Source organism: Anaerobacillus alkalidiazotrophicus (assembly GCF_001866055.1).
This window is the reverse complement of sequence record NZ_MLQS01000001.1, coordinates 1,210,412-1,235,504: the sequence shown is the minus strand read 5'-3', so window position 1 is coordinate 1,235,504 and position 25,093 is coordinate 1,210,412. Positions and strand designations below refer to the sequence as shown.

Genomic DNA, 25,093 nt, shown 5'->3' with positions numbered 1-25,093 from the left:
AGCGAGGGTAGAAAAAATAGTTATCTTGTTGCAACAATTGATTTTCTTTTGTATAACCAGCTTCCAATCATAAATGTAACAACACCCCATAAGACCATGACCCCAATTCCAAACCATAATGAACCCGAAAAGATACTAGTGGAATAAACCATACTGTCTCTTAAGCCTTCTACAAAATAGGTAAGAGGTAGAACGTGAGAAACTGGTTGGATCCACTCTGGCATCGTTTCAACAGGGAAAAACACCCCGCTTAAAAACATCATGAGAAAACTTGTAATATTCGCAACGCCCATATAGGCCTCTGATGTTTTACTAAAGGATGAAAAAAAGTATCCTAAAGCATTAAAAGAAAGGGCACCTAATAGGAAGACGATAAGAAGACTTGGAAAATTAATGTACAGTTTTGCACCAAATATAAATACACCGATCAGAGATAATAAAACAATTTGGATCACGCTAAATAAAAGTCTCATAACCATATCGCTTAATCCAAAAAGAGTCATATTAGCCGGAGTCATCCGTAATCTTTTGATTAGACCTTTTCTACGCATTTCCACTAAATCAACCATACCAAACATTCCACCTTGTGCAATGGCCAAAGCAATCATTCCAGTAAGTAGAAAATCAGTATAACTCAATTCGGCATTACCAGAGGAAATGGATTTAAACTGTAATTGATATGTAGGGGTCGCACCTACAGCAGCTAAATTAGCATGTTGGATCAATTGATCGAGCATCCCTGAGAGAGCTTGTGAAGTGACACCTCGTTCATTTTCTTTGTTCACAACTAGGAGTATTGACGTATCATTTTCTGATTCAGGAAGGACAATAGCGGCCGCTACTTCTTGATCTTTTACCAAGATTTCTGCTTTTTCGCGGCTAACTGGCTCTTTAGTTTCTACCTCAAGTATAGGAATTTGATTGATTTGGTTGAGCATCATTTCTGAGATTACATTTGGGTTTTCGTCTACGATAGCAACTTTTGCAGAAAATTCATTATCAGAACTGCCAGTAAAAATAACCATGAAGATGACCATTAAAATAACAGGGAAAAATATTCCCCAAAACCAAGCTTGTTTTTCACGAAAAGTAATTTTTAATTGAGCAGAGAACATTTGTTTAAATTGTTTCATACTATTCAAGTTAATCCCTCCATTCTTTACCAGTAAACGCAATAAATACATCTTCCAAACTCATTTCGCGAATGGAGACTTGTTCGACTTGAAAATTCTTTTCCTTTGTAAAAGCAAATAAGTGAAACAGTGTATCTTCTGGGTTTGTGGTCCATAGTTTTAATGACATTTCTTCACGTTCAGTACGAATAACCGATTCAAGATTTTTAGAAAAGTTATTAGCTTCTTCGGCTACATCCTCGCCATCGATGAATGATAATCGTACCTCTCTTTCTTTTGTTAACTGTTCAATTAGGGCAGAGGGAGTATCGATTGTTACAATTTTACCTTGATCTACAATGCAAACTCGATCACTTAATTTTTCTGCTTCCTCCATGTAATGAGTGGTTAATATCGTCGTTTTTCCTAGCTCTTTAAGTTGCAATATGATATCCCAAATGTTTCGGCGAGCTTGTGGATCCAAACCAGTTGTCGGTTCATCTAGGAAAATGATGTCAGGGTCACTAATCATGGCAAGCCCAATGGCAAGTCTTTGGCGCTGACCCCCAGAAAGTTTTTTTACATGATTGTTACGGTGCTCAGTCAAGTTAATTAGTTTAAGAATTTCTTCGGTAGGACGTGATTTGTCATAAAAAGTAGCAAATAGGTTTAGATTTTCTTCTGGTGTAAGTAAATCAAACATGGCACTTGATTGAGGTTGAACACCAATCATTTTTTTGATAGTTTTTGAGTTTTTATCCCAGTTCAACTCTCCAAAATAGATTTCCCCATGATCGGGAGGGACTAACCCCTCAATCATTTCTAGCGTTGTGGTTTTTCCTGCTCCGTTTGGACCAATAATGGTAAATATCTCTCCAGCATGAACTGAAAAGCTGATATCCTCTACAGCACGAATGGTACCAAATGATTTTTGTAAATGTTTCACTTCTAAAATGGACATATTTACTCCTCTCTTTCTTATCATCTTCAACGAATAGTAATACGTTATTTACTTTATAAAAGTTTCACAGTTTTATTCGTAAAATTAAATGATATTCTAAGTGTGGTTGTTGATGAAGCAGGGTAAATAAAGGTTCTTGTTCCAAGGTTAAGTATAAAATTTTGATGTTTGTAGCTGTTTACCGCAATCGCCTGCGAGCTCGGTCACTTCAGTTGAGCTACTGACTTCAATAACAACATGAATGACGACTCTGAGTAGCTTTATGCAGCATTGCTCCTGCGATTACTCGTCGCACGAAACACTGCTTCGCGGAAGCCTACTTCAGACTTTACTAGTAGATGCAAAAGCGCTTAGAAGCCAAAAAAGAGCGGATGTGCGACGAGCAAACGGAGTGGAACATGAGCACCTTCTCGTGGCCAAGGTACTTGCGCTTTTCTTCTCGGTACGAAAAAAGATCACGTATCGACATGTGATACGTGATCTTGGCAAACAGGTTAAAAAAATTCTAGGTGGTACCCTCATCAAAAAGGGAAAAACAATGGTAATAATACAATCGCTACAAGGGCGATTATGAGCTGTAATGGAATACCTACACGGACAAAGTCTAGGAACGTGTATTTTCCGGCAGCCATGACCATTGCGTTAGGTGGGGTAGCAACAGGTGTAGCAAATGCCATACTAGAAGAAAACGCAACGGCCATCACCATTGGGATTGGACTTACAGCCATTTGCTCGGCTGTTAAAATCGCAACTGGAAAAAGCAAAACTGCTGTAGCGGTATTACTAATAAATTGACTAAACAAGGAAGTAATTGCGTATAATCCAGCAAGAACAGCGATTGGTCCGATTGCTCCTAAACTATGAATGAGACCTTCAGACATAAACGTGACACCACCAGTATTTTCTAATGCTGTAGCCATTGGAAGCATACACGCAATCAGGATGACCGTTTGCCAATTAATCGATTGGTACGCTTGGTCCGTTTGCCTCACACATCCAGTCAAAATCATCAGTACCGCGGCAACAACAATTGCTACAACGGCAGGGACCAATTCTAATACCATCGCTAAAAGCATACCTAAGAGGATGATCCCAGCAATCCCGCTTCGTTGTGTCTGATTAGCTAGATTAGTATCTTCGGCAGCTGATTTCAATACGACCGTGTCGTTTTTTTCAGAGGAGAGAAGAGCGATATCCTTCCACTTACCATGCACTAGTATTGCATCTCCATAAAGTAACGTTTCATCTGGTCCAAACTGTCTTGGTTCACTGAATTGATGTTTCATAGCCAAGACGGTTAAACCATATTTCTCTCTAAAATTAACATCCTTAATCGTTTGTTTAATTAGCCTAGATTGTGGAGTTAAGATAACTTCAGCTAGATGAGATTCTTCGAGTTGAAATGATGCACCTTTTTGTAAGATGAAACCGGTATCTGCAACTAACTTTGCTAGTACTTCTTCTTGTCCATAGATAAGAAAAATATCCCCAGCTTCTACTACATAACTTGGATCGACAGTAATTCGTTGGGGCTGACGACGTCCTTTTAGGCGTAATAATGACGAAGTTTCCTTCTTGATTACTTCTAACAACGTAACATTGTATGTACTTGGCAAATGAAGTTGTTTGATCATTTTACCAATCAGTTTACTTTCTTTAGGTGTTTTTACAGCAAAGATATTATCGGAAACCCCGTATTGTTCCACTAGCTCAGCAGCGTCAAACTTTTCAGCTGTTCCAGTTTTGTTTTCGAGAGGTTTGTCAAGCATTTTACGACCAAAAAACCATAAGTAAAGAATTCCTACTGCTAACATTGTCAGGCCGATCGGTGTGAAGGCGAAAAATGTAAGTGCCCCATAACCTGCATCATGTAAGCTTTGGCTTGCAATTAGGTTTGGAGCCGTACCAATTAATGTTAAAGCTCCACCCATACTACTAGCAAAGGCCATAGGAATTAAAAGCTTTCCTGGGTGAAGATGCATTTGCCTACATAAACTGACGACAATGGGTAGAAGGATCGCAACCGTTCCAGTATTACTAATAAAGCCACTTAGAAAGGCTACTAAAATGAGCATGAAAATTGTTAATTTCCATTCACTGTTTCCAGTTTTCTTAACGAGTAAATCCCCGGCTTTTTGAGCTAAGCCACTTTGGAAGACTCCTTCACCAACGATAAATAAAGCAGCAACCATAATAACCACACTATTAGAAAACCCAGCAAATGCTTCCGGAACCGTGATAAGGCCTGTTAACAATAAAGCTAGCAACGCATTAACTGCGACTAGGTCTGCTCTAAATCGTGGTACCAAAAAGCAGATCGTTGTAATGATTAAAATGAGGAAAACTAATTGCATATCTGTTATCATATCATGCATCCTTTCATATTTTCATATTAGAAAAAAGTCGTTCACACAAGGTGTGCATATATCTTATATTCTACACCTTACAACAGATATTATCATAATTTATAGTTCCTAGAAATGGAAGTGAATAAATTGAAATGTTAAGGTTGTAATTTAATTTTTCTTCTGATAAAATCGTTTCATAGCTAACGATTGTGAAAATTCGAGAGGTGGTGAGTTACTATCCATTCGTTTAATGATGAAGGGGAACTGTTACAGGAAGAAAAGGACACTATCAATCTTTTGTCTAATATCCACTTGGAATCACTTCATTTTGATGCAATTTCTGTTGTTACGAACATTTACAGAGTTGCACAAGGATTAAGAAATAAAATGGAACGGGAAGTTCTATCGGAATACGGGCTATCTTGGACATCATTTTCTATCCTATATGATTTGTGGATTTGGGGTTCAATAGAAACAAAAAATTTAGCTAAATCAGCTGGGGTAACAAAAGCAACGATAAGTAATATAACGAAAACACTAGAAAAAAAAGAACTCTGTTACCGAAAAGTTGATAACAGAGACAGAAGAATTACTTATGTGACGATAACGAATAGAGGCAAACAAGTAATGGAAGAATTATATCCTTATTTTCATAAAGGTGAGGTTGAAATTGTTTCTAGCCTTAGTCTAGAAGAGCAAAAGAGTATTTCAAAATTACTTAGAAGAGTCATTAAAGAGAATGGTTTTTAACTGAGTGAATTTCATAATTAGAAAAACGAAGCTACATAAATCTATATCTAGTTACGGACGGTTCGGTGTCACTAGATATAGTATTTTAGTGGCGAGGATGATGGATTATGAAATTCATTAATTGGTAAAATATTATAAAATTCAGTGAACTCGCTTCAGCAAGCTGAAACATCGGAAAAAAATTCAGATAAAAATAATATGAAAAAAGTAATGATAGGAAAAATAGTAGTAGTTATCTCCCTGTTTTAAGAGAGTCGATGGTTGGTGAAAATCGATACAAAGATAACATGAAATACATTCCTTGAGCTTTCTTTGTGAATAATCATTTGCAAAGAACGGACGAGCCGTTAATCGTTGAGTGGAAGAATTTAGATTCTTCAATAAGGGTGGTACCGCGTGAAAAACAACAACCACGTTCCTGTTTTATTATTAGGGATGTGGTTTTTTCTATTTAAAATTAGGAGGAATAGCGATGAAAAAAGCAATCGAACAACTAACCGAAGAACAATTGATAGAAGTAAAAAGGCAAATGAACATATACAATCAAGGTGTTCAAGAAATAATACCTACAGAAGAGTTAGAATTAAAAGTAGCGAAATCAGTACTTGAAAAACGCCCATTAAAAATAAAATTAGGTTTAGACCCATCAGCACCAGATGTTCACCTCGGGCATACAGTCGTATTAAAAAAGATAAAACAGTTTCAAGATAACGGTCATATAATCCAATTACTTATTGGTGATTTTACTGGAAAAATTGGAGATCCAACAGGAAAATCTGTGGCTAGGAAGCAATTAACAGATGATGAAGTGAAATACAATGCGAAAACGTACTTTGAGCAATTTGGAAAAATTGTTGATATGGAAAAAGTAGAGTTGCATTATAACTCAAAATGGTTAGCAAAATTAAACTTTGAGGATGTTATTCAATTGGCAGGTAAAATAACAGTCGCTCGACTTATGGAAAGAGATGATTTTGAAGAGCGAATAGCGCTTGGAAAACCAATTTCACTTCATGAATTCTTTTATCCGTTAATGCAAGGGTATGATTCAGTTGTATTAGAATCTGATATTGAATTAGGTGGAACAGACCAGCACTTTAATATTTTGATGGGTAGACATTTTCAAGAAAAGTTTGGGAAAGAAAAACAAATAGCGATGTTAATGCCTTTGTTAGAGGGACTTGATGGAGTAGAAAAAATGTCAAAATCAAAGAAAAATTACATTGGTATTGATGAAAGCCCACAAGAAATGTACGGAAAAGCGATGTCTATTCCAGATGAGTTAATGAATAAATACTTGGAATTGATTACAGATTTAACACCTGAACAAATTGATTTTCTAAAAGAAGATCTAGAGTTAGGTAAGTTACATCCTAGAGATGCAAAGATGTTACTTGCAAAGACGATTGTGAGGATGTACCATGGCTTAGAAGACGCAGAAAAAGCAGAACAGCATTTTATTTCAGTGTTTCAAAAAGGGACAGTACCAGATGAAATTCCAGTGATTGAATGGCAAGGAGCTAATGAAATGCCAGTTATTAATCTATTAGTAGAATTAAAATTATTAAGCTCTAAAAGTGAAGCTCGTAGAATGATTAAGAATAATGGTGTGAAATTAAACGGAAATAGGGTAGAAGATACTGATTTACAAGTTGCTATTTCCGACGGATTAATTGTCCAAGTAGGGAAACGTAAATTTGTAAAGATTAAAAAGTAAGTATTGCTCAATAGTACCTCTATGGCAAACAATCTTGATAACGGTAAACTCGTAAGGTTAAGTAGACGTTATGAGTTTACTAACATAATTTTGTATTAAGTAAGAATAGGGATGGGTGTTTTAATGAAGAAAATAATTTTTTTAGATATTGATGGTACACTGGTTAATGAGAATGGGGTCGTCCCAGAAACAGCAAAGTTTGCGGTTCAACAAGCTAGGAAAATGGTCACTTAGTTTTTATATGTACAGGTCGTTCAAAGGCAGAATTATTTGCTGAAATAATGGAAATTGGATTTGATGGGATTATCGGCGCTGCTGGTGGTTATATTTAAGTTAATGAAGAAGTAGTATTACATGAACGTGTGAAAAAAGAGGATGTGCAGAATCTCGTCGAGTATTTTAATGAAAATGAAATAGACTTTTATTTAGAAGCAAACGGTGGTCTGTTTGCTAGTAAGAATTGCAAAAAACGTATCATGACTATAATTGAAAAAATATTAGATGAAAATCCTCATACAAAGGAAGAGGTAGAAAAAGGATTGCAGCCTTTTCATGATTGTTTAATAGATGATGCTGATTTGATTCGCGATGATATAAATAAGATTTCATTTTTGGGCTCAAATATACCGATTGAAACAATCAGTCAAAAATTCTCTACAAAATTCAATGTTATTCCAGGTACAGTACCTATCTTTGGGGAAAATAGTGGAGAATTATCTGTCCCAGGCATTCATAAGGCGATAGCCATTGAGAAATTATTAAACCATTTAAATATGAAAAAGGAAGATACTTTTGCATACGGAGATGGATTAAATGATCTAGAAATGCTTCAATATGTTCAACATGGTATAGCTATGGGGAATGCAAAAGAAGAGTTAAAAGAAGCAGCTGATGATATCACTGATACACATGATGAGAATGGGATCTATAATAGCTTTAAGAAATATGAATTAATTTAAACCTATACGTTTATGTTCCAAATGAAGGAACTGTTTAATAGAGAGCACCAGCCCTGGTGCTCTTTAGTTTATTCTGTTTTATATTTACTTTAATTTAAATACGGTTAAAGCATTTGTTAGATAATTTCACAGTGGAAGTGAAGCTTTTATGAACGTAAGAGGATAAATACGTAAGGAGATTGAAAGTATCTTATAATAAAAGTAATTATTATGAAGCTTGAGTATAGAACGATACTCATTTATTTTGTGCTATAAAAAAATATGAGGAGGCAATCTATGAGTTGTAGTTGTTCAAAATTAAATGAAGGTAAGGCGATTGTTGATCATGTTATAAGTAAGGGAAAAGAAAACGAAAAACCATTATATGCCCATGAAATCTCTTGTGAATGTGGGGAAGTGTTTTTATTTGAGAAAGTTGTTGCGAATTGTCCAAAATGCGGAATGACCTATGCGGTAACTCCTTGTAATTCATTTGATAAAAATAATATAAAGGCTGCTGGTATCAAATACGCATAAAAAGTTGAATAGAAGTTAGTAGCTTCGTCGATGGTAGTTGGGGGCTTCCCCTGCGAGAGTAGGATGTTGCTAGTCAAAGTAAAGACACATTCCAATGGAGTGTGTTTTTTGGTGTTTCCGGAAATTGAATATTTGGGTTAATTGGTACTGAATCTTCGTCGCAAAGCGGCATGAAGAAAATTCAAAGAAGTAACTCATGGTGTGATTGAAGGCAGTTGCTTCCCAAAACTACCACGACACTTTATGCTGAACAGATTATTCGATGAGTGACAGTCATCAAAAATAAATTATTGACGATTCTCATCACTTTAAGTATACTAAAAAAAGCGAAAATAATAATCATTACGATTTAAACCCTATTAAGTTGGTAGCACACTATTATTATTTTGTTGTGTAAATCGAAATGGTTCTATTTTATAAAAAGAGAGACGAATAGAAAAAAGCGCTAATGCTAGTAGATCGAACACATATTAGACGTAACAAGCTTTCATTACATTCTTCGTTCTCAAAAAAGTTGTTTGAGGGTGTTCGAAATGTACTACGGTCTAGAATGGCTTTGAAATTAATACAATAAAATACACAGGAGTGAATGTTAGTGTTAAAAAAACAGGCAATTTTTCTTATTATTTTTACAGTATTTCTCGCTTTCGTAACAGGTTGTGGCAACTCAGAAGAAAGTACATACTCCAATGAGACGGAAGATAAGTCATTAACACTCATATTTAGCTTTTCTTCGAAAACGATCGACCCACATCAAGATTGGATGGGTGTTCGTGCAGGGATTGCAGAGACGTTAGTAAAAATTGATGAGAACTTACAAATTCAACCTTGGTTAGCTGAAACGTGGGAACAAACAGATGAGAAAACATGGACATTTAAGATTAGAGATGGTGTTACGTTCCACGATGGAACACCAGTTGATGGTGCAGCTGTTAAAGCCTCTTTTGAACGTCTGATTGATGTGAACAATGCGTTGGCATCTACATTAAAAATTGAATCGATAAAGGCAGATGGCCAAGAGATTACTTTCGTTACATCAGAAGAATACCCTGTATTTGTATCTGAGCTAGTACATGTTAATGCTTCTATTATATATGTAAACTCAGAAAATATTAGTGATCAGCCAATTGCTACAGGCCCATTCCAAGTCGTTGACTTCACATCTGAATCAGAGATTAAACTAGAAAGATATGAGGACTATTGGGATGGAGCTGCGAACATAGATGAAGTGACGATTAAATTTAACTCTGATCCAAATGTTCGAGCTCTTGCACTTCAATCAGGTGAAGCAGACATTGTTTACCACTTGCCTCCAGAGGCGTTAGAGCCGATTGAAAATAATGAAAACTTTCGTGTTGAATCAGTTTCAAGTTTACGTGTTCATTTCATCCTATATAATCAAGCAAAACCTGCATTACAGGACGTAAAAGTTCGAAAGGCATTAGATTTGCTTGTTAATCGTCCTATCGCAGTAAGTGAAATTATGAATGGGCACGCAACAGCTGCAAATGGTCCTTTTCATTCTGATTTTGCATTTGCTAACGATGGTGAGTTAGAAAGTTATGACCCAGCACAAGCTGAGATTTTATTACAAGAGGCAGGATATGAAAAAAATAGTGACGGGAAGTATGAAAAAGATGGAGAAGTACTTGAGTTAACTTTAGCAACGTTTCAAGGTCGACCAGAACTTCCATTAATGTCCCAATACTTACAAGCGGAAGCTGCAAATGTAGGCATAAAATTAAATATTGTAACAGTTGAGAATATTGATAGTTATTTATGGGATCAACAGGGTGAATGGGATTTAGCAACATATTCACTTTTGAGTGCTCCACGTGGTGACGGAGGTTACTTCTTAAATGTTTCGTATTTACCTGAGGGCTCATTAAATCCAGGGCAAGTTAATATTCCAGAACTAAATGAATTAACGAAACAATTAAATGTAACGTCAAATCCAGAAGACCGAGTAAGATTACAAAAGGATGCTGTAACAATTATCCAGGAGGAAGTTCCTCAATCGTTTATTTTACATCCTCATATTATTGTAGGAGTAAATGAACGTGTCAAAAACTGGAGCCCGGGGTCTGAAGAGTATTACTTTATTACGAATAAAATGGATATAGAATAAGGTAGGAAGGTGAAGGTGTCTGAAAGATACTTTCACTTTTCTTATTGCGTTTTCAATTTATAGGTTTGGCAGGTGAAAGACATGCATAAAATTTTATCGATCATAGCTTCCAGAATCACTCAGCTAGTCATCATGGTTTTAGTTCTTTCCTTCGTTACCTTTCTATTAATGAAGGTCACACCGGGAGATCCTATTAGAGCTATTTTAAAAGTTGAGGATGTCATTACAACAACAGCCGAAGAAGAAAGGTTAATGAAGGAATATGGCTTTGATCAACCTATTTACATTCAATATAGTCGTTGGTTATGGGGAGTAGTTCAATTTGATTTAGGTGAATCAATCATTTCTAAAAAACCAGTTTTGGAAATGATTATGAACCGGTTACCTGCTACGATTTCTTTATCTATAGGTGGTCTAGTAGTTCTGTTCTTGATTTCGATTCCATTTGGAATAGTAGGAGCTATTTATGAAAATCGCTGGCCTGATTATTTAACTAGGTGGTTTGCTTTAATTGGAGCTTCTGTCCCAAGTTTTTGGCTCGGTTTGTTATTAATTTACTTTTTCTCATTAAAACTTAATTTACTGCCTGTAATGGGGAAAGGGACGTTCGCTCACTTTGTTTTACCATCAATTACTCTAGGAGTTGCAATGGCGCCAATATATATTCGCTTGTTACGAGAACGTCTAATTTCAACGTTACAAAGTCCTTATATTGAAGCTGCAAAGGCTAGGGGACTGCGAAAAGAGCGGATCCTTATTTTTCATGCATTAAGAGGAAGTCTCATTCCGGTTGTTACGATGTTTGGATTAAGTATAGGTAGTCTTCTTGGGGGCATCACAGTGATTGAAATTCTTTTTTCGTGGCCAGGCATGGGGGACCTTATTGTTAATGCTGTGATGCAACGAGACTATCCAGTTATTCAAGGTTATATACTTATTGTCGGACTATTAGTTGTCGTTACGAACCTTATTGTAGACCTTATGTACTTAATTATTAATCCTCAAATAAAACAAGGGAAGGAGGCCGCATAATGGAAGTTGTAGTAACGAAAAAAGAATCAAGCCTTCTTCGTAACCCTAGTATGTTTTTTGGTATTGTTATTGCTATTTTTCTAGCAGTTATTACTTTTCTCGGTGGGGTCCTTGTTCCTCATGACCCGTTTCAAATAGACATGGGAAACAGGCTACAAGGTTCTTCTGCTACGCATTGGCTCGGAACGGATCAATTAGGTAGGGATGTGTTTTCTAGACTTATCTATGGTGCGAAGCTAACGATAGGTTTAGGTATGTTTACGATACTAATGGCATTATGTATAGGTGTACCAATTGGGCTTTTTTCAGGTTATGTTGGTGGAAAAATAGATGCTTTTTTTATGAGAGTGATTGATGGAGTTCTCGCGTTTCCAGACTTTATTTTAGCTATTGCCATTGCTGGAATTTTAGGACCTAGCTTAACGAATATTGTTATTGCTATTGTGTTAGTAAAGTGGATTGTGTATGCACGTGTAGTTCGCGGATTAGTACTAACGGAGAAAGAAAAAGAATATATTTTAGTGTCAAAAGTCTCTCATTCTAGTACTTTTAAAACGATCCGTATGCATTTATTGCCACAAGTGATGCCAGACATTATCGTCATGGCGGCGATTGATGTAGGAAAAGTAATTCTTCTTATTTCTTCATTATCCTATATTGGCCTTGGAGCCCAACCTCCTATTCCGGAATGGGGAGCAATGCTTAATGATGGACGAGGGTATTTTCAAGTGATCCCTACCCTTATGATTTATCCTGGATTAGCAATTATGTTAAAGGTACTCTGTTGTAATTTACTAGGGGATGGTTTGAAGAATTACTTTGATATTCGAAAAGGGAGTGACCACTTGTGATAGAGCCTTTAATCTCCATACAAAACTTGCATATTGAGAATAGATCGGGGGAAAAGTTGATAGTAAATAATGTTAACTTAGAAGTATTTAAAGGTGAGATCGTTGCTCTTATTGGCGAAAGCGGGAGTGGGAAAAGTGTTACTTCTAAGGCAATTATGGGACTTATTCCGTCTAGTATGAATGTGCAAGGTCAAATCTTTTATAATCAAGAAGATATAGTAACGATGTTCTCAAAAAAAAAGCGCCAGTTACTTGGTAAAGAAATTGGCATGATTTTTCAAGATTATCGAGGTAGTTTTACACCATTTATTAAGGTTGGGAAGCAAATGGTAGAAACGATTTGTACACATCAAGTCATTCGAAAAAAAGAAGCAAAGAACATCTCCATTCAAGTTTTAGAAGAAATGGGTTTGGAAGCTGAACGAGTGTATAAAAGTTATCCGTTTCAATTAAGTGGCGGACAGGTTCAACGTGTGGCTATTGCAATGGCATTAGCTTTAAAGCCATCCTTACTTATCTGTGATGAAATAACTACTGCCTTAGACGTCATGAGTGGTGAGAAAGTGTTAAATTATATTGAAAAATTACGCAAAGAAACAGGTTGTGCGGTTCTAATGATTACTCATGATCTTACCAAAGCCTATAAGCGTGCAGACCGAATCTATGTCATGCACAAAGGTCAAATCGTTGAAGAGGGCGACCCTGAACAAATTCGTTGTTATCATAAACATCCGTATACGAAAAAGTTATGTTCATGCTTACTTTCACTCCCAAGCGAGAATCTATTAGATAAGAATGAAAGAGTGATTTAATTTATGAGTTTATTAATTGTAGATCGTCTATCAAAAAACTATTCTAAAAGTATTCGGGCTTTAGATAATATTTCGTTTTGTTCGACAGAGGGAGAATGCATAGGAATAGTAGGGGAAAGTGGTAGTGGTAAAAGCACCCTTGCTAGAGTGCTATTAGGTTTAGAACCGTATAAAGAAGGTAACATTACTTTTGATGGTAAACCAATAGCTCCAAAAAATCGAACACTGTTACGTGAATATCGTAAAAATGTTCAAATGATTTTTCAAGATACGACTAGTACATTAAATCCTAAGCTACCAATATGGAAAAGCTTATTAGAGCCCCTAAGTAATTTTAAGGAAATTAGCCCTTCGTATTTAGGGAAAGAAGGATCCTCAGAAAGAGAAATTGCAGAAGTGCTTTTAGAGATGGTGGGACTAGACAAACACATGGTCGACCGTTATCCCGGTGAGTTGAGTGGTGGACAAAAACAACGAGTGAGTATTGCTAGAGCAATAAGTATTGAACCATCACTCCTTGTTTGTGATGAGCCAACTGCAAGCTTAGATGTTACGGTTCAAGTTCAAATTTTGCATTTACTAAAGGAACTACAGAAAAAAAATAATATGACAATTCTTTTTATCTCACACGACATAAGAGCTGTAACATTCTTATGTGAAAAAGTGATTGTTTTAAAGAATGGCTCCATTGTCGATCAGTTTGGCTTGGAAGAACTTTATCATCGGGAACGCCACCCTTATACAAAAGCCCTTATAAAAGCAGCGGAAATAGATTAAACATGAGGTTATAGGGTGGTATGTGTGCGGACTGTGGTTCCGTTATTTGGATTAAAAACTTGTGTTTAAGGTGAAAAAGGACCATGGTTCCGCTATTAACTTAATTCAAGCTTTATTTTATCTAACTTTTGTCAAATAACGGACTCTGTGTCCTCGGTGTCTTACAAAATGGACTTTTTTATGAAAATAACGGCTCCTGTGTCCGCAAACAAAATTAACTCCGCAAAATGAAGCCTCTTATTTTGAGTTTACTAAATTTTATGTGGAATTGCTTTTCTTTTATCAAATGAAAAGACATACGTAAAGCCGCATTCTTTTGCCATTTCAATAGCTTCTTTTATAAATGATCCTACTGAATCAGGGCTATGAGAATCAGAGCCTACAGTTAGTATTTCTCCACCTAGTTCCTTATAAAGTTTTACAATATTAATAGAAGGGAGACTTTCATTTAAGGAAGTTCGAAGTCCAGATGTATTTATTTCAATACCTAAATTTCTTTCGATTATTTTAGATAATATCGCCTCAAGTATTTCTCTATATTCAGTAAAGTCGTATAGTCCAAATTCTTCGTAAGCGTATCGTTTCATTAAATCAAGATGGGCAACGACATCTATGTCAGCTATACTTACCATTTCATAAACCTCTTGAAAATAATCCTTGTATCCTGCTAATTGCTTCTTTTCTAGTGTCTCTCTTAAAGTTCGATTATTAATGTTGTGCACAGAACCTAAAATGAAATCTAGTTCTAAGGGCTCAAACGTTTTACAATACAAATCCTTTAATAAATGAGGCTCACAGATTTCAAGACCTTTTCTAATTAGGAGCTGATCTTGAAATTTTTCTTGGCAGCTTTTAATATCCGAGAAATAGTTAGTAAGATTAATATGGCCATTTGTAGGAGATTGAAAATTAAGGGAAAAATGTTCTGTAAAACAAATTTCTTTTATACCTTTCGTAATCGCATTTTTACAAACATCTTCCATCACTGCTTTAGAGTCAAATGAATGATTAGTATGATGGTGAAAATCTAACATATACATGAAAAACCTCCGGGAAAAATAAGTTCTTTTGAAATATTCTTAACTTTAATATAAAAGTAGTGAAAATACAAATGTAAATTCGGGAAAGATTAGTTAAAAGCTAATAGAAAAAGCGGATTTAATAAGCAAAAGAAAATTTTAAAATAGTTTATCACTTCTCGCATTGGGGATGAACGTTATGGTTGGTTAAAAGTCCTTACCTAATGTGAAAATTCATTTAAATGAGTGAATTTCATAATTGTCAAAATGGAGCTACATAAATCTAAATGTTGGTTTGTGTTAATGTCTCTGGTATCGAATCTTAGTCCGTGGGAATTCAGGGGTAGTGAAAAGTGAGACAGCTCATACGTTAATTGGGCGTGGGCATCGACTAGTGTCTGATGACATTGTTGTCATAAAGAAATTAAGTCCTCAAACACTTTTAGGTACTCATGATGTGAAGAATAAGGAGTTTCTAGCTCATCGCAGTATTGGGTTACTAAATGTAGTACGCTAATACGGGAGCAATTGAAATGGGCAGACCTAGTTATAGGACTGCCCATTTCAATTTAGTTGTATTTCGTATTAATCAAACTGATTTGTACTTAAGGGTCATAGTCCCCCACCTCAAAACGTAAGAAAATCGAAAAGTTTAGGTGAAAACACTTCCTGTTTGAAGTTCTGCTTTATGCAGTTTTTTGTTGCTTTACTATTTTTTTACCGTAGATTTTCTTTGAAATCACCGGAGCACTTTGGAATAAAATGATACCAATCATTGCTGAAAGTAATATAAAAACACTACTAAATGCTTGAATAGAACCAACGGCTAGAGTAGCGATGATAATTGAGAATTCTCCTCGCTGTGTTAATGAAAGACCTGCTTTCAAGGATACTCGTTTAGATAAACCGTACCACTGACCACCGTAAAATCCAACAATGATTTTTGCAACAATTGACCAAACAAGAATGAGAATAAGTAAGGCAACCATTGGGATACCTTCATTAAAACTAATCGTTGTACCGAAATATAAGAAAAACAGGGGTAATAATAAGTCTTTCGATTGAATAACTAATTTTTCTAGTTCGTGGGTTCTACGTACTTCTGCAAGCATGATACCAGCTAGAAAAGCCCCTAATACTTCTGATAAATCTAGGAATAGGGCAAGGCCACCGTATGCTAACGCTAATCCAATCACAAATAAGATAAAAATATCCTTATTCATATGACGATCAAAGAACGGACCAAGTCTACTAAATAAAAAATGCCCTAGTAAAATGGCTCCAGCAATTAAACCAACAACTTTCAGTAAAAGTATCGACATGGATGTAGCTGTTATTGCTGCACCGGCTGTTAGTCCAACAAGAATAGCTACTAAAATTGGTGCAACTAAATCTTCAAATATAAGAAGTCCTAACATAAATTCTGATTCTGGGTTGGCCATTCGTTTCGAGTTTTCAAGCATTTTTGCCGTGATAGAAGAACTAGTTGCGTAGACAACACCACCGATGATTAAAGAAGGGATGATATCTAATCCCATTGCAATACAAAGGAGTGTTGTGACACCAAAGCTTAATACGACGTCTAGAATTCCCGCTTTCATTACTTTTTTTGCGACATTTAACAACTGCTTAATAGGGAACTCCATTCCTAGCATAAAAAATAAGAGAACAATTCCAACTTCACCAGTAAAGTGAAGGAGATGGGAACCATATAAGAAACTACTAACGACAATTCCTAATAGAATATAGATAATAACATCAGGAATCTTCATTTTTGCCCCTACGAATCCTGTAATAAACAATAGTAGGAGTACGAGGCCAGATCCTAATAATTCAGGAATTTCCATAATTTTTAATGAGCCTCACTTTCACAAATTTTCAAAAAATGTTCAATCGGTTCCCTTTTTCCAACGACCATAATGGTATTTCCCTTTTGAAGCGTCAAATCGCCACTTGGACTGACATTAAAATCGTCATCGTGGAAGAGTCCAACGACGGTTACTCCGTTCGGTAATAATTTTTCAAATTCCATATAGGTTTTTCCTGTAAATTGTGGTTGTCTTTTAATTTCGACCCACTCAACGATGACTTGTTTTCGTAGAAGTTGAAGTCGTTCTAACTTTTCATTCATAACTGGATCTAACGTAGCATTTAAAAATTGTGCTCCCATTTGTTTCGTTTCTTCTGATGATAGGTTAAAGGTAAAAACTGCTTCATCGTCATCTGCATCTTCAAAAAAGTACAATTCTCGCTTCCCTGAATGATGGATGATCATGGCCATCATCTGATTTTCGGCGTTAATAAATGATATTTTTTTTCCTACTCCAGGTAAATCTGTCATTTTCATTTTCATTATTAATCCCTCTCCTTTAATAAAATCGTATCCTTTTCCTTGCTGATTATCTCAATTAAGTACTGATACGTAGAAAATACTTTTCTTCCAAGTATATATTATCTAATTGCCGAGCTCCAGCGTCAACAAACGAAAGGATTTACTAATACTAATACCAAAACGGTTTTGATGATTTAAGAAGGTCGATCAGTTTGGAAAAAAGTTAATGTTTCCTGTTAAATTCGATCATTTCGATTAAATTAAAACGTTCAATGCTAAAATGATTAAAAAGTAGGAAGTTAGGAGGGGTTGCAAATGAGTGTTAATCGCAATAAAACATGTCCATGTGGTAGTGGGAAAAAGTACAAAAAATGCTGTATGCAAAAACAAAACGTTATCCAAATGGGTGAAGTTAAAGAAGAGCGTTTTTTGCAACAAAAACATGCGCTAGTAAAAAAACTAGAGGCTTTTGTTGATAAAAATATATCGTATCAAGAACAACTTCGTTTGGAGACTTATTTCTATCAGCGAGTTAAATATAAAATTGATCAAAATATAAAATACCCATACTTTCGATTCTGGTTGTATTTTTTTCATACATTTGAAAATGGACTTCGAACAATAGAGTGGTTTGGTAAGGAGAATAAATTAAGTGATTCTTCAATGCTTCAAACATGGTTACAATTAACACCTAAATTAGTACAAGCAGTGGAATTCAAAGAAGACATTGTATTGTGATTTTTGAGGATCTGTTAACAAAGGAACGCTATCCGGTGGCTAATACCTATGAAAATATTTCAACTCCACTACCTTGGTATGGGACACTTGGTTTACTTGAGTTGTTTGATAATAAATATTACTTTAATGGTGTAAGAGTAATGGTTGATCCACAAAGCTTACATTCTGCAGCTACCAAAATTAAAGAGCTTTGTAGACAGGAAAATCTTTCAGCAAGTGAAGTAATGACGTATTATTTTCCTGAGTTAGTTGGTGAATTATTAACAGAACCAACTATCACAGGTGATCACCAAGAAAAAGAAATTATTGAGTATTCGGTTCACTATCAAATTGAATGTGATGAACAAGAAGTAATGGCTTATTTGTCGAAGCAATTCGAAGCTAATCCTAGCGAACAAAACGAGCAACAATATAGTTGGGTGGGCGATTGGTATGTTTATGAGGATAGTGAATTAAACCTTCCGATTCGTATTGGTAACGTCTATGGAATGATGTTGCTTAAACAGCGAAAGCTAATATTTACAAGTTTATTACGAGACAAAGCAACGGAATTTCAATCGTTAGTTGAGGCTAATATACCGGTAAAACTATTGAAAATGGAGCAAAAAAAGATCAACATTCCGTTTCAGGCAGAATTTAAAAACTCTGTTATAGCAATGGATAAACAAATACCAGCCTATTTTTCTATATATGCACAGAATAGTACTTTGCTAAATGTAGATGAACCTATTCCTATGTATAATGATTTATCTTTACATAGTTTAATTGAAACAGATCGAGCAGATCAAGCTGATCTTTGGTTAAAACAATCCGAATACAAATTGTTCAAAAATGTATTCGAACAATTTGGTGAAGTAGAAATTACAGCTGATTTCAATACAGTTCGAAAAAAGTTAAACTTACCAATATCACTTTTTGTGACCGGTGGAACAAATAGGATAACTTCTATAAAAAAAGAAGTACGGAATTTTGTGGATGAAGAGGATATCCCATTTTTAGAACAGTTAGGCTTTACACCTAGTACAGTAAATAGCTTCTATGCAAATGATCTTCTTGAATTTTTTAAAGAAAAAACAATAGGAAAAAGTGAAACGACAGTACGTAAATATCAAGGGAGTTTATATGAATTACGCTATTTACTTGAAGAAACACCTTTAACTAGTTGGGAAGAGTGTACGAGTGTTTTTTGGGAACATTTATTATCGGTTGATTATATTCAATTATTTGAAAACATGAACAAAACCCAATTGAAAGATTTATTTAGTACCTTAAAAGCTTTAGCAAAATGGTTAAATAAGCGCTACAAAACAGACATAGGCAAAAATGTTATTTCAGTCATTCAAAAAAACGAATCTGATTTTATTGAAGCTATAGAAGCTCTGAAGAGTATCATACTTTATCGACGCAAAGAAAATTATCCTAATATAAATTTACCGAAATTAATAGCAAAACATAAGCGGTTAGATGGATTGTTTGAAGTTGTGAAATGTAACACTGATTCTATTGAGGTTAAAAAAATAGACTCTCATCAAAAACGATATATCGTCACATTGTTTGATCATGAAGTAAAAGAGATGAAGCAGGGTCTTATTTTTGCAGCGGAAATGGCGGTAGATGAAATAGATCGTTATCATATAACTGAACTCCATCACGTATATCCGCCACTTGCCAAACGATTTTTACTAGAGATGATGGTGACGATACGGTAGAATTGTTTGCTAAAATACCGACAATAAAAAATAATAATTTTGGTAGAATTTCTTTTCAATCAAAATAAAAGCTGCTTCAAAAGAAACGTTATCGTACTTTTGAGCAGCTCTTTTTTATCCTTTGTAACTAATATTAATTTTATATTGCTTATCCAGCGCTTCAACAATATCATTACAAGTTGCTATATCATAGTTCATACGCCAGATGTTATTAAGGTTATCAGTAACTTGGCCACGTATATCTTTATAATCTTTTTTTGCTTCTTTTTCTGTATCCATACTAATTTTTACTTTTGCAGCTAAGGCAATGTAAATTAAAAGAAGAATCAGTATCGTATTATTACTCATTATAGTAGAAAATATATTATGGAGATTAAACTGGACTTGAGTATAAAAAATATATACGAGTGCTAATAAAGGTACATAAGACGCTAGTAACCAACGCATCGTATTTTTTTTAGCAGTTTGATACTCTCCATGTACTTTAATTAATTCACGAATGATCATTTTCATCGCTTGATCGTTGACAGTATCCCAAGGTTTTTTCATACAACACCTCCTCTTAAACATGTATATGTTGCAAGTTCACTTCTAGTACAACCTGTTGATAATTAGAAAAAAGAAATGTTCGTTTAAATAGATAACGATGCAGTCAAATCTTCTTGAATATTATCGAAGAATAATTTAGATATTGTTAAATAGGAGCTTATCATAACTTTACGTTAGACATAATTTATTTCTAAATATTGTGAAAACATTTATCGCACTCTTAAGGGGCAAGTAAGCCCCCCACCTCAAAACGTAAGAAAATCGAGAAGTTTAGGTGGGGGATAAACTGCCCCTAAAGGTCCGATATAGAATAACTTTCATCAGTGAAGCTGATGATTAGTTATTCTTATGCCCGTGGTATAAGTTGAACTAACAATCAGTGGGGGATGAAGGAAAACCCCCACTGATTGTTAGTTCAGCTTTATTAAATACAGTAGTATAAAAAGGTGTTAAAATAGAACATACTTTAATACTTTAGCTTATTAATCAAACTGATTTGTACTTAAGGGTCAAAGACCCCCACCTCTAAGCGTAGCGTAGGTGGGAACTTCCATTCAGGTGGAGTTGAGACTCCGTCTGAATTTCCGATGTTCTAGCGAAGCTAGAACGAGTTCTCTTCATAAAGTTTAACACTAACAATCACGAGGAAGTTTCATTATTACAAAGACTACTATCATATTTGGGATTTAGTAAGGAGGTATCATGGAATTTCAAATTACAAAAATAGATAAGGAAAAAGCATGGGAATTACGTCATAAAGTGATGTGGCCAGATAAAGAGATAGACTACATTAAGTTAAAGGACGATCACTACGGAATTCATTTTGGACTTTACCATGAAACAAAACTAGTCTCTGGTGTCTCACTTTTTATTAATAATCAAGAAGCTCAATTCCGAAAATTTGCTACTCTTCAAGAAGAACAAGGGAAGGGATATGGGAGTAAGCTATTGGATTATGTATTGAACGAAGCGAAGAACCTTGGTGTAAAAAAAATTTGGTGTAATGCAAGAGAAAATAAACTCGATTTTTATAAAAAATTTGGATTGTTAGAAACGAACAATAGATTTATTAAAGGTGGTAGAGTTTATATAATTATGGAGAAATATTTTTCCCACTCTTAAGGAGCAGTAGGACTACTTATTGCTAGCGGCTGTATACTGGTGCCGATAAAATAAATCATATGAGAAGTTGTGCTTAAATAAACGGTTGTTCTGAGTTATTAGTGTAGTTCTATACAATATAAAAACAGCCCAACTTATTGTGAATTGAGCTGTTTTTATTTCATATGTAAATGGATTGCTTACTTAATAGTTTAATTGAAGTTTCACTTAATGTTCTGCAAAACATAACATTATGCTTGTAATTCATTAAAATTTCTAATCGGTAAACACCATTTAAACCGGTATGATATGATACGTAATAGTAAAATAATGCTGAAAAGTGTGTATAATTGGTAAGGTTTTTCTGCCCATCCCATGCCAATAATAAAACCAGCAATCATTGCCCATAAGAGGTATACTTCTTTACGGAAAACATTTGGGGTTTGTTGAGCTAATACATCTCGGATAATCCCTCCACCAGCTCCAGTAATAGCAGCTGAAAACATAATCGCTAGGATTGGCATTCCCATTGAGTGTGCTTGCATAGCTCCTTGAACTGCAAATGCAGATAGTCCGATTGCATCAAAGAGATTCCATAGATTCCACTCTTTTAATCTATCAACAAAATTATATGGTAACAGAAAAATAATAGTAATGGTGATAATTGCAATGATAAAAAGTGTTGTTTGTTGCCACAATTCGATGATTGGAACACCTATAAGAAGGTTTCTAATCGCTCCACCACCAAACGCTGTAATTAAGCCTAGAGTATAAGTGCCAATAATATCATACTTTACTTTCATTGCAATGATTGTCCCACTCATTGCAAAGGCAATAGTTCCAATTACATTTAATACATCCCAAACCACAAAAATCCCCCTATCAATAAGTAAACATTACAAGAAAAGCGCAAGCGCCTTGGTCACGAGCGAAAGGCACTGGAAGGCCTTTGACAGAAGCCGCTCTTTGGCTTCCGAAAAGGACTGAAGTGACCGAGATCGTAGGCGCTGAAGCTAGACAGTTTCCAAGTTAGAAACTTATAATTTCTGATAGTATTAGAAAAACTTGACTTATCGCCAGGTCTTAATGGCGAGAGCCTTAGCTTTTCTTATACTATCATCCATAAAATTTTATACTTTTTGATAGTATAAAATAAACAGATATTCATAGTCTCTGTCCTTTTACCTGAGAGTTTTACCTATTGTTAGAAGGTGTCCCCGTGGGTGGCATAAAGCACTCTCCAGAGAGTTATTGTCCTACAGCGGTCCTTTTACCTGAGAGATTCATCTCTTTTAAAGATTTGCCCCTTCGGTGACGTATTATTACATTCTCTCCCACAGTAGTCTTACGTACTTATTCAATTTTATAATTATAAAATATAATGGATGATTGCATGATTTGTCAATATTATTAAAATAAATAATATAATAAACTTGTAAAGTGATTGAGATTAATATTATTTTTTAAAAATTTTTACTCTAATGAATTTCATAATTGTTTCTTTCACTACTATGATACTAAATGTTGTTGGATGAAGAGCATTTCCCAACATTTAGTTTTTTGTACCTCTAAAGCAAGCCTTTATTTTTGTTTATCCTGTGGTATAAGTTAAACTAACAATCAGTGGGGGATGAAAGAAAACCACCACTGATTGAAGTTCAACTTTATTTGATAATCATTACAGCACAATTGGCTCTTTTAGCTACTTTATGACTGACGCTACCAAGAACTAATTCTTGCAATCGATTACGACCTCTACTTCCGACGACAACGAGGTCAAAATCATTCTCATTTGCATGTTTGACGATTGCTGGTCCGGGTTCGCCGTGTAAATATTTCACTTCATATTTTATATTTGCAGATTCTACTTTTTCTACACTCGGCTTTATTTTTTCTTTTCGTTTATTTTGGGCTCCGGCAGTATTCCAATTTTGTAGTACATCACCTTTCGAGTCATCGGCGACATAGACAATGTGTATGACAGCTTCATTGTTACATTTTGCAACTTCCATCGCTTTCTCTGTGGCACGAATGGCATATTCAGAACCGTCCGAAGCTAATAAAATTTTATTAAACATATATTTACCTCCTTTTTTAATGGCTGCTTAATTTATGTCTTAATTTATTGACTAATAGTGTACTGGCTTCATTTAGTCCTGTCACTTCAACATTTGTTTTGTTTTCTTCAAACTTCGTAATGATTTTTTCCATTGCAGCAACTGCTGAGTCATCCCAAATATGTGCATGAGTAAAGTTTAGTTCGACTTCATTTAAGTCTTCCTTAAAATCAAATTCTGCAATAGGCTCAGTAACAGAGGCAAAAAATAATTGTCCTTTAATAAAGTACGTTCGTTTTTTCTTAGTTGGATCTAATTTGCTTTCAATTGTTACCTTTGAAATTTTTGACACAAAGAAGATAGCGCTTAATAAGATACCAGCAAAAACCCCTTTGGAAAGGTCATGTGTAACTACTACAGTAACAACGGTCACGACCATCACAATAGAATCAGTAGCCGGAACAATAAGTAAGGTTCGTAAGGAATTCCAATCAAACGTACTAATAGAAACCATCACCATTACACCAGCTAATGCTGCCATTGGTATTCGTACGACAATGTTTCCTAATAAAATAATTAAAAGGATTAGAACTGTTCCAGCGACTAAGGTTGATAATCTTCCTCGACCACCTGATTTTACATTAATAACCGATTGTCCGATCATCGCACATCCGGCCATTCCACCAAAACAACCTGCAACAATATTAGCGATTCCTTGTCCGCGGCTTTCTCTATTTTTATTACTATCCGTATCCGTCATATCATCAACAATGGAAGCGGTTAAAAGAGACTCAAGAATACCAACTACTGTTAAAGCGAGTGCATAAGGAAAAATGATCGCTAATGTCTCATATGATAACGGGACTTGTGGTAAAAGAAAAACCGGCAATGTTCGCGTCAATGTTCCCATATCTCCTACAGTAAACACATTTAACCCGTAAAACATTGTAAATCCTGTGATCACAACAATGGCTATTAGAGTAGACGGAATTGCCTTTGTGATATAAGGAAATAAATAGATGATCGCTAGTGTTGCACTAGCTAAGGCTAATACAAGCCAACCTTGCCCAAAAAGGTGGGGAATTTGCGCCATGAAAATGAGAATGGCTAACGCATTTACGAAGCCCACCATTACTGAACGTGGGATAAATTTCATGAAACGTGCAAGTTTTAAGAGACCGAATATAATCTGCAAAACTCCTGTTAAGATCGTTGCAGCTAATAAATATTCTAAACCAAAGCGTGCCACAAGATCAATCATTAGTAGTGCCATTGCCCCTGTAGCAGCTGAAATCATACCTGGTCTGCCACCTACAAAAGCGATGACTAAAGGGATTAGGAAGGAAGAATACAATCCAACCATTGGATCCACTCCTGCAATAATAGAAAAAGCAATGGCTTCAGGAATTAAAGCAAGAGCCACAACGATCCCCGCCAGTATATCCCCTCTAACATTTCCAAACCATTGTTTTTTTATCGTATTCATAATAAACCCCCTCTTAAATAAGTCTTTTTTTAATTTGTGATATTATTGAAGGGTTTATATTGGTAAATAGTTGAAGGAATTGTTTAAGGTGTTTGCCAGTAGGAGTGGTGAGGAGATAGGCTTTGAAAAAAATAGTGTG

21 protein-coding genes, 2 pseudogenes, 1 riboswitch and 1 other annotated feature are annotated in these 25,093 nt (G+C 35.2%); of the genes and pseudogenes, 13 read left to right on the top strand and 10 right to left on the bottom strand.

Annotated elements, in window-relative coordinates; genetic code table 11:
* Positions 1-20: 20 nt before the first annotated feature.
* The 3 genes from BKP45_RS05950 to BKP45_RS05940 form a co-directional block, all read right to left on the bottom strand.
* Positions 21-1,133, bottom strand: a complete 1,113-nt coding sequence (locus BKP45_RS05950; RefSeq protein ID WP_245747405.1) for an ABC transporter permease — start codon at positions 1,131-1,133, stop codon at positions 21-23.
* 10 nt (positions 1,134-1,143) lie between these two features.
* Positions 1,144-2,073 carry an ABC transporter ATP-binding protein gene (locus BKP45_RS05945; protein WP_071388773.1) on the bottom strand — a complete coding sequence of 310 codons (930 nt, stop codon included), beginning with the start codon at positions 2,071-2,073 and terminating at the stop codon, positions 1,144-1,146.
* 521 nt (positions 2,074-2,594) lie between these two features.
* Entirely contained in the window at positions 2,595-4,439 is a 1,845-nt protein-coding gene (locus tag BKP45_RS05940; RefSeq protein ID WP_071388772.1) for an SLC13 family permease, read from the bottom strand.
* A gap of 219 nt (positions 4,440-4,658) precedes the next feature.
* Between BKP45_RS05940 and BKP45_RS05935 the strand changes: the two genes are divergently transcribed.
* The 9 genes and pseudogenes from BKP45_RS05935 (at position 4,659) to BKP45_RS05895 (ending at position 13,963) form a co-directional block, all read left to right on the top strand.
* Complete coding sequence (locus BKP45_RS05935; RefSeq protein WP_071388771.1) at positions 4,659-5,171, top strand: MarR family transcriptional regulator; 513 nt, start codon at positions 4,659-4,661, stop codon at positions 5,169-5,171.
* A gap of 201 nt (positions 5,172-5,372) precedes the next feature.
* Positions 5,373-5,594, top strand: a binding site (T-box leader).
* Between the two features lie 49 nt (positions 5,595-5,643).
* A complete protein-coding gene (gene tyrS / locus BKP45_RS05930; protein ID WP_071388770.1) occupies positions 5,644-6,888 on the top strand; it encodes a tyrosine--tRNA ligase in 1,245 nt (414 codons plus the stop codon).
* Between the two features lie 111 nt (positions 6,889-6,999).
* A pseudogene (locus BKP45_RS05925) lies at positions 7,000-7,847 on the top strand (Cof-type HAD-IIB family hydrolase).
* Positions 7,848-8,123: 276 nt separating this feature from the next.
* Positions 8,124-8,363, top strand: a complete 240-nt coding sequence (locus BKP45_RS05920; protein WP_071388769.1) for a hypothetical protein — start codon at positions 8,124-8,126, stop codon at positions 8,361-8,363.
* 589 nt (positions 8,364-8,952) lie between these two features.
* Positions 8,953-10,491 (top strand): nickel ABC transporter substrate-binding protein, encoded by a 1,539-nt coding sequence (nikA, locus tag BKP45_RS05915; protein ID WP_071388768.1) that lies wholly within the window; start codon positions 8,953-8,955, stop codon positions 10,489-10,491.
* An 81-nt stretch (positions 10,492-10,572) separates the two neighbouring features.
* Positions 10,573-11,523, top strand: coding sequence for a nickel ABC transporter permease (gene nikB, locus BKP45_RS05910; protein WP_071388767.1), 951 nt, complete (start codon positions 10,573-10,575; stop codon positions 11,521-11,523).
* Positions 11,523-12,374: a nickel transporter permease gene (nikC, locus tag BKP45_RS05905; RefSeq protein ID WP_071388766.1), complete on the top strand. Its 852-nt coding sequence runs from the start codon at positions 11,523-11,525 to the stop codon at positions 12,372-12,374. The genes nikB and nikC overlap by 1 nt, the downstream gene beginning before the upstream one ends.
* Complete coding sequence (locus BKP45_RS05900) at positions 12,371-13,186, top strand: ABC transporter ATP-binding protein (protein WP_071388765.1); 816 nt, start codon at positions 12,371-12,373, stop codon at positions 13,184-13,186. Before nikC ends, BKP45_RS05900 begins: the two co-directional genes overlap by 4 nt.
* Positions 13,187-13,189: 3 nt before the next feature.
* Positions 13,190-13,963, top strand: coding sequence for an ABC transporter ATP-binding protein (locus tag BKP45_RS05895; protein WP_071388764.1), 774 nt, complete (start codon positions 13,190-13,192; stop codon positions 13,961-13,963).
* Positions 13,964-14,214: 251 nt separating this feature from the next.
* Here BKP45_RS05895 and BKP45_RS05890 read toward each other — a convergent pair whose 3' ends face one another.
* Positions 14,215-15,003, bottom strand: coding sequence for a histidinol-phosphatase HisJ family protein (locus tag BKP45_RS05890; protein WP_071388763.1), 789 nt, complete (start codon positions 15,001-15,003; stop codon positions 14,215-14,217).
* A gap of 272 nt (positions 15,004-15,275) precedes the next feature.
* Here BKP45_RS05890 and BKP45_RS21460 point away from each other — a divergent pair.
* Positions 15,276-15,496 (top strand): annotated as a pseudogene (locus tag BKP45_RS21460) (HPr(Ser) kinase/phosphatase); the annotation flags it as partial.
* Between the two features lie 172 nt (positions 15,497-15,668).
* On the opposite strand, the gene BKP45_RS05885 reads toward BKP45_RS21460, so the two are convergent.
* Both BKP45_RS05885 and BKP45_RS05880 read right to left on the bottom strand, forming a co-directional pair.
* Complete coding sequence (locus BKP45_RS05885; RefSeq protein ID WP_071388762.1) at positions 15,669-16,829, bottom strand: cation:proton antiporter; 1,161 nt, start codon at positions 16,827-16,829, stop codon at positions 15,669-15,671.
* A 5-nt stretch (positions 16,830-16,834) separates the two neighbouring features.
* Positions 16,835-17,335: a cation:proton antiporter regulatory subunit gene (locus BKP45_RS05880; protein ID WP_071388761.1), complete on the bottom strand. Its 501-nt coding sequence runs from the start codon at positions 17,333-17,335 to the stop codon at positions 16,835-16,837.
* Positions 17,336-17,629: 294 nt separating this feature from the next.
* Here BKP45_RS05880 and BKP45_RS05875 point away from each other — a divergent pair, with 294 nt between their 5' ends.
* A complete protein-coding gene (locus BKP45_RS05875; RefSeq protein WP_071388760.1) occupies positions 17,630-18,052 on the top strand; it encodes an SEC-C metal-binding domain-containing protein in 423 nt (140 codons plus the stop codon).
* Positions 18,053-18,087: 35 nt separating this feature from the next.
* Complete coding sequence (locus tag BKP45_RS05870; protein ID WP_139193744.1) at positions 18,088-19,761, top strand: hypothetical protein; 1,674 nt, start codon at positions 18,088-18,090, stop codon at positions 19,759-19,761.
* Positions 19,762-19,875: 114 nt separating this feature from the next.
* Here BKP45_RS05870 and BKP45_RS05865 read toward each other — a convergent pair whose 3' ends face one another.
* A complete protein-coding gene (locus tag BKP45_RS05865; RefSeq protein WP_071388758.1) occupies positions 19,876-20,310 on the bottom strand; it encodes a DUF2663 family protein in 435 nt (144 codons plus the stop codon).
* 702 nt (positions 20,311-21,012) lie between these two features.
* Here BKP45_RS05865 and BKP45_RS05860 point away from each other — a divergent pair.
* Entirely contained in the window at positions 21,013-21,432 is a 420-nt protein-coding gene (locus BKP45_RS05860) for a GNAT family N-acetyltransferase (RefSeq protein ID WP_071388757.1), read from the top strand.
* Between the two features lie 230 nt (positions 21,433-21,662).
* Here BKP45_RS05860 and BKP45_RS05855 read toward each other — a convergent pair whose 3' ends face one another.
* From BKP45_RS05855 to BKP45_RS05845, 3 genes are all read right to left on the bottom strand, one after another.
* On the bottom strand, positions 21,663-22,280 hold the full coding sequence (locus BKP45_RS05855) for a trimeric intracellular cation channel family protein (RefSeq protein ID WP_071388756.1): 618 nt from the start codon (positions 22,278-22,280) through the stop codon (positions 21,663-21,665).
* Between the two features lie 383 nt (positions 22,281-22,663).
* Positions 22,664-22,758: riboswitch (glycine riboswitch) on the bottom strand.
* 317 nt (positions 22,759-23,075) lie between these two features.
* On the bottom strand, positions 23,076-23,489 hold the full coding sequence (locus BKP45_RS05850) for a universal stress protein (RefSeq protein ID WP_071388755.1): 414 nt from the start codon (positions 23,487-23,489) through the stop codon (positions 23,076-23,078).
* A gap of 16 nt (positions 23,490-23,505) precedes the next feature.
* The gene (locus BKP45_RS05845) at positions 23,506-24,954 is read right to left on the bottom strand and encodes a SulP family inorganic anion transporter (RefSeq protein WP_071388754.1); all 1,449 of its coding nucleotides are present in this window, start codon (positions 24,952-24,954) and stop codon (positions 23,506-23,508) included.
* Between the last annotated feature and the right edge of the window lie 139 nt (positions 24,955-25,093).

Excerpts from the sequence above, each read along its gene's own strand:
- BKP45_RS05950 (WP_245747405.1), bottom strand. The coding sequence starts at position 1,133 with ATGAAACAATTTAAACAAATGTTCTCTGCTCAATTAAAAATTACTTTT.
- BKP45_RS05945 (WP_071388773.1), bottom strand. The coding sequence starts at position 2,073 with ATGTCCATTTTAGAAGTGAAACATTTACAAAAATCATTTGGTACCATT.
- BKP45_RS05940 (WP_071388772.1), bottom strand. The coding sequence starts at position 4,439 with ATGATAACAGATATGCAATTAGTTTTCCTCATTTTAATCATTACAACG.
- tyrS (WP_071388770.1), top strand. The coding sequence starts at position 5,644 with ATGAAAAAAGCAATCGAACAACTAACCGAAGAACAATTGATAGAAGTA.
- BKP45_RS05920 (WP_071388769.1), top strand. The coding sequence starts at position 8,124 with ATGAGTTGTAGTTGTTCAAAATTAAATGAAGGTAAGGCGATTGTTGAT.
- nikA (WP_071388768.1), top strand. The coding sequence starts at position 8,953 with ATGTTAGTGTTAAAAAAACAGGCAATTTTTCTTATTATTTTTACAGTA.
- nikB (WP_071388767.1), top strand. The coding sequence starts at position 10,573 with ATGCATAAAATTTTATCGATCATAGCTTCCAGAATCACTCAGCTAGTC.
- nikC (WP_071388766.1), top strand. The coding sequence starts at position 11,523 with ATGGAAGTTGTAGTAACGAAAAAAGAATCAAGCCTTCTTCGTAACCCT.
- BKP45_RS05895 (WP_071388764.1), top strand. The coding sequence starts at position 13,190 with ATGAGTTTATTAATTGTAGATCGTCTATCAAAAAACTATTCTAAAAGT.
- BKP45_RS05890 (WP_071388763.1), bottom strand. The coding sequence starts at position 15,003 with ATGTATATGTTAGATTTTCACCATCATACTAATCATTCATTTGACTCT.
- BKP45_RS05885 (WP_071388762.1), bottom strand. The coding sequence starts at position 16,829 with ATGGAAATTCCTGAATTATTAGGATCTGGCCTCGTACTCCTACTATTG.
- BKP45_RS05880 (WP_071388761.1), bottom strand. The coding sequence starts at position 17,335 with ATGAAAATGAAAATGACAGATTTACCTGGAGTAGGAAAAAAAATATCA.
- BKP45_RS05875 (WP_071388760.1), top strand. The coding sequence starts at position 17,630 with ATGAGTGTTAATCGCAATAAAACATGTCCATGTGGTAGTGGGAAAAAG.
- BKP45_RS05865 (WP_071388758.1), bottom strand. The coding sequence starts at position 20,310 with ATGAAAAAACCTTGGGATACTGTCAACGATCAAGCGATGAAAATGATC.
- BKP45_RS05860 (WP_071388757.1), top strand. The coding sequence starts at position 21,013 with ATGGAATTTCAAATTACAAAAATAGATAAGGAAAAAGCATGGGAATTA.
- BKP45_RS05850 (WP_071388755.1), bottom strand. The coding sequence starts at position 23,489 with ATGTTTAATAAAATTTTATTAGCTTCGGACGGTTCTGAATATGCCATT.
- BKP45_RS05845 (WP_071388754.1), bottom strand. The coding sequence starts at position 24,954 with ATGAATACGATAAAAAAACAATGGTTTGGAAATGTTAGAGGGGATATA.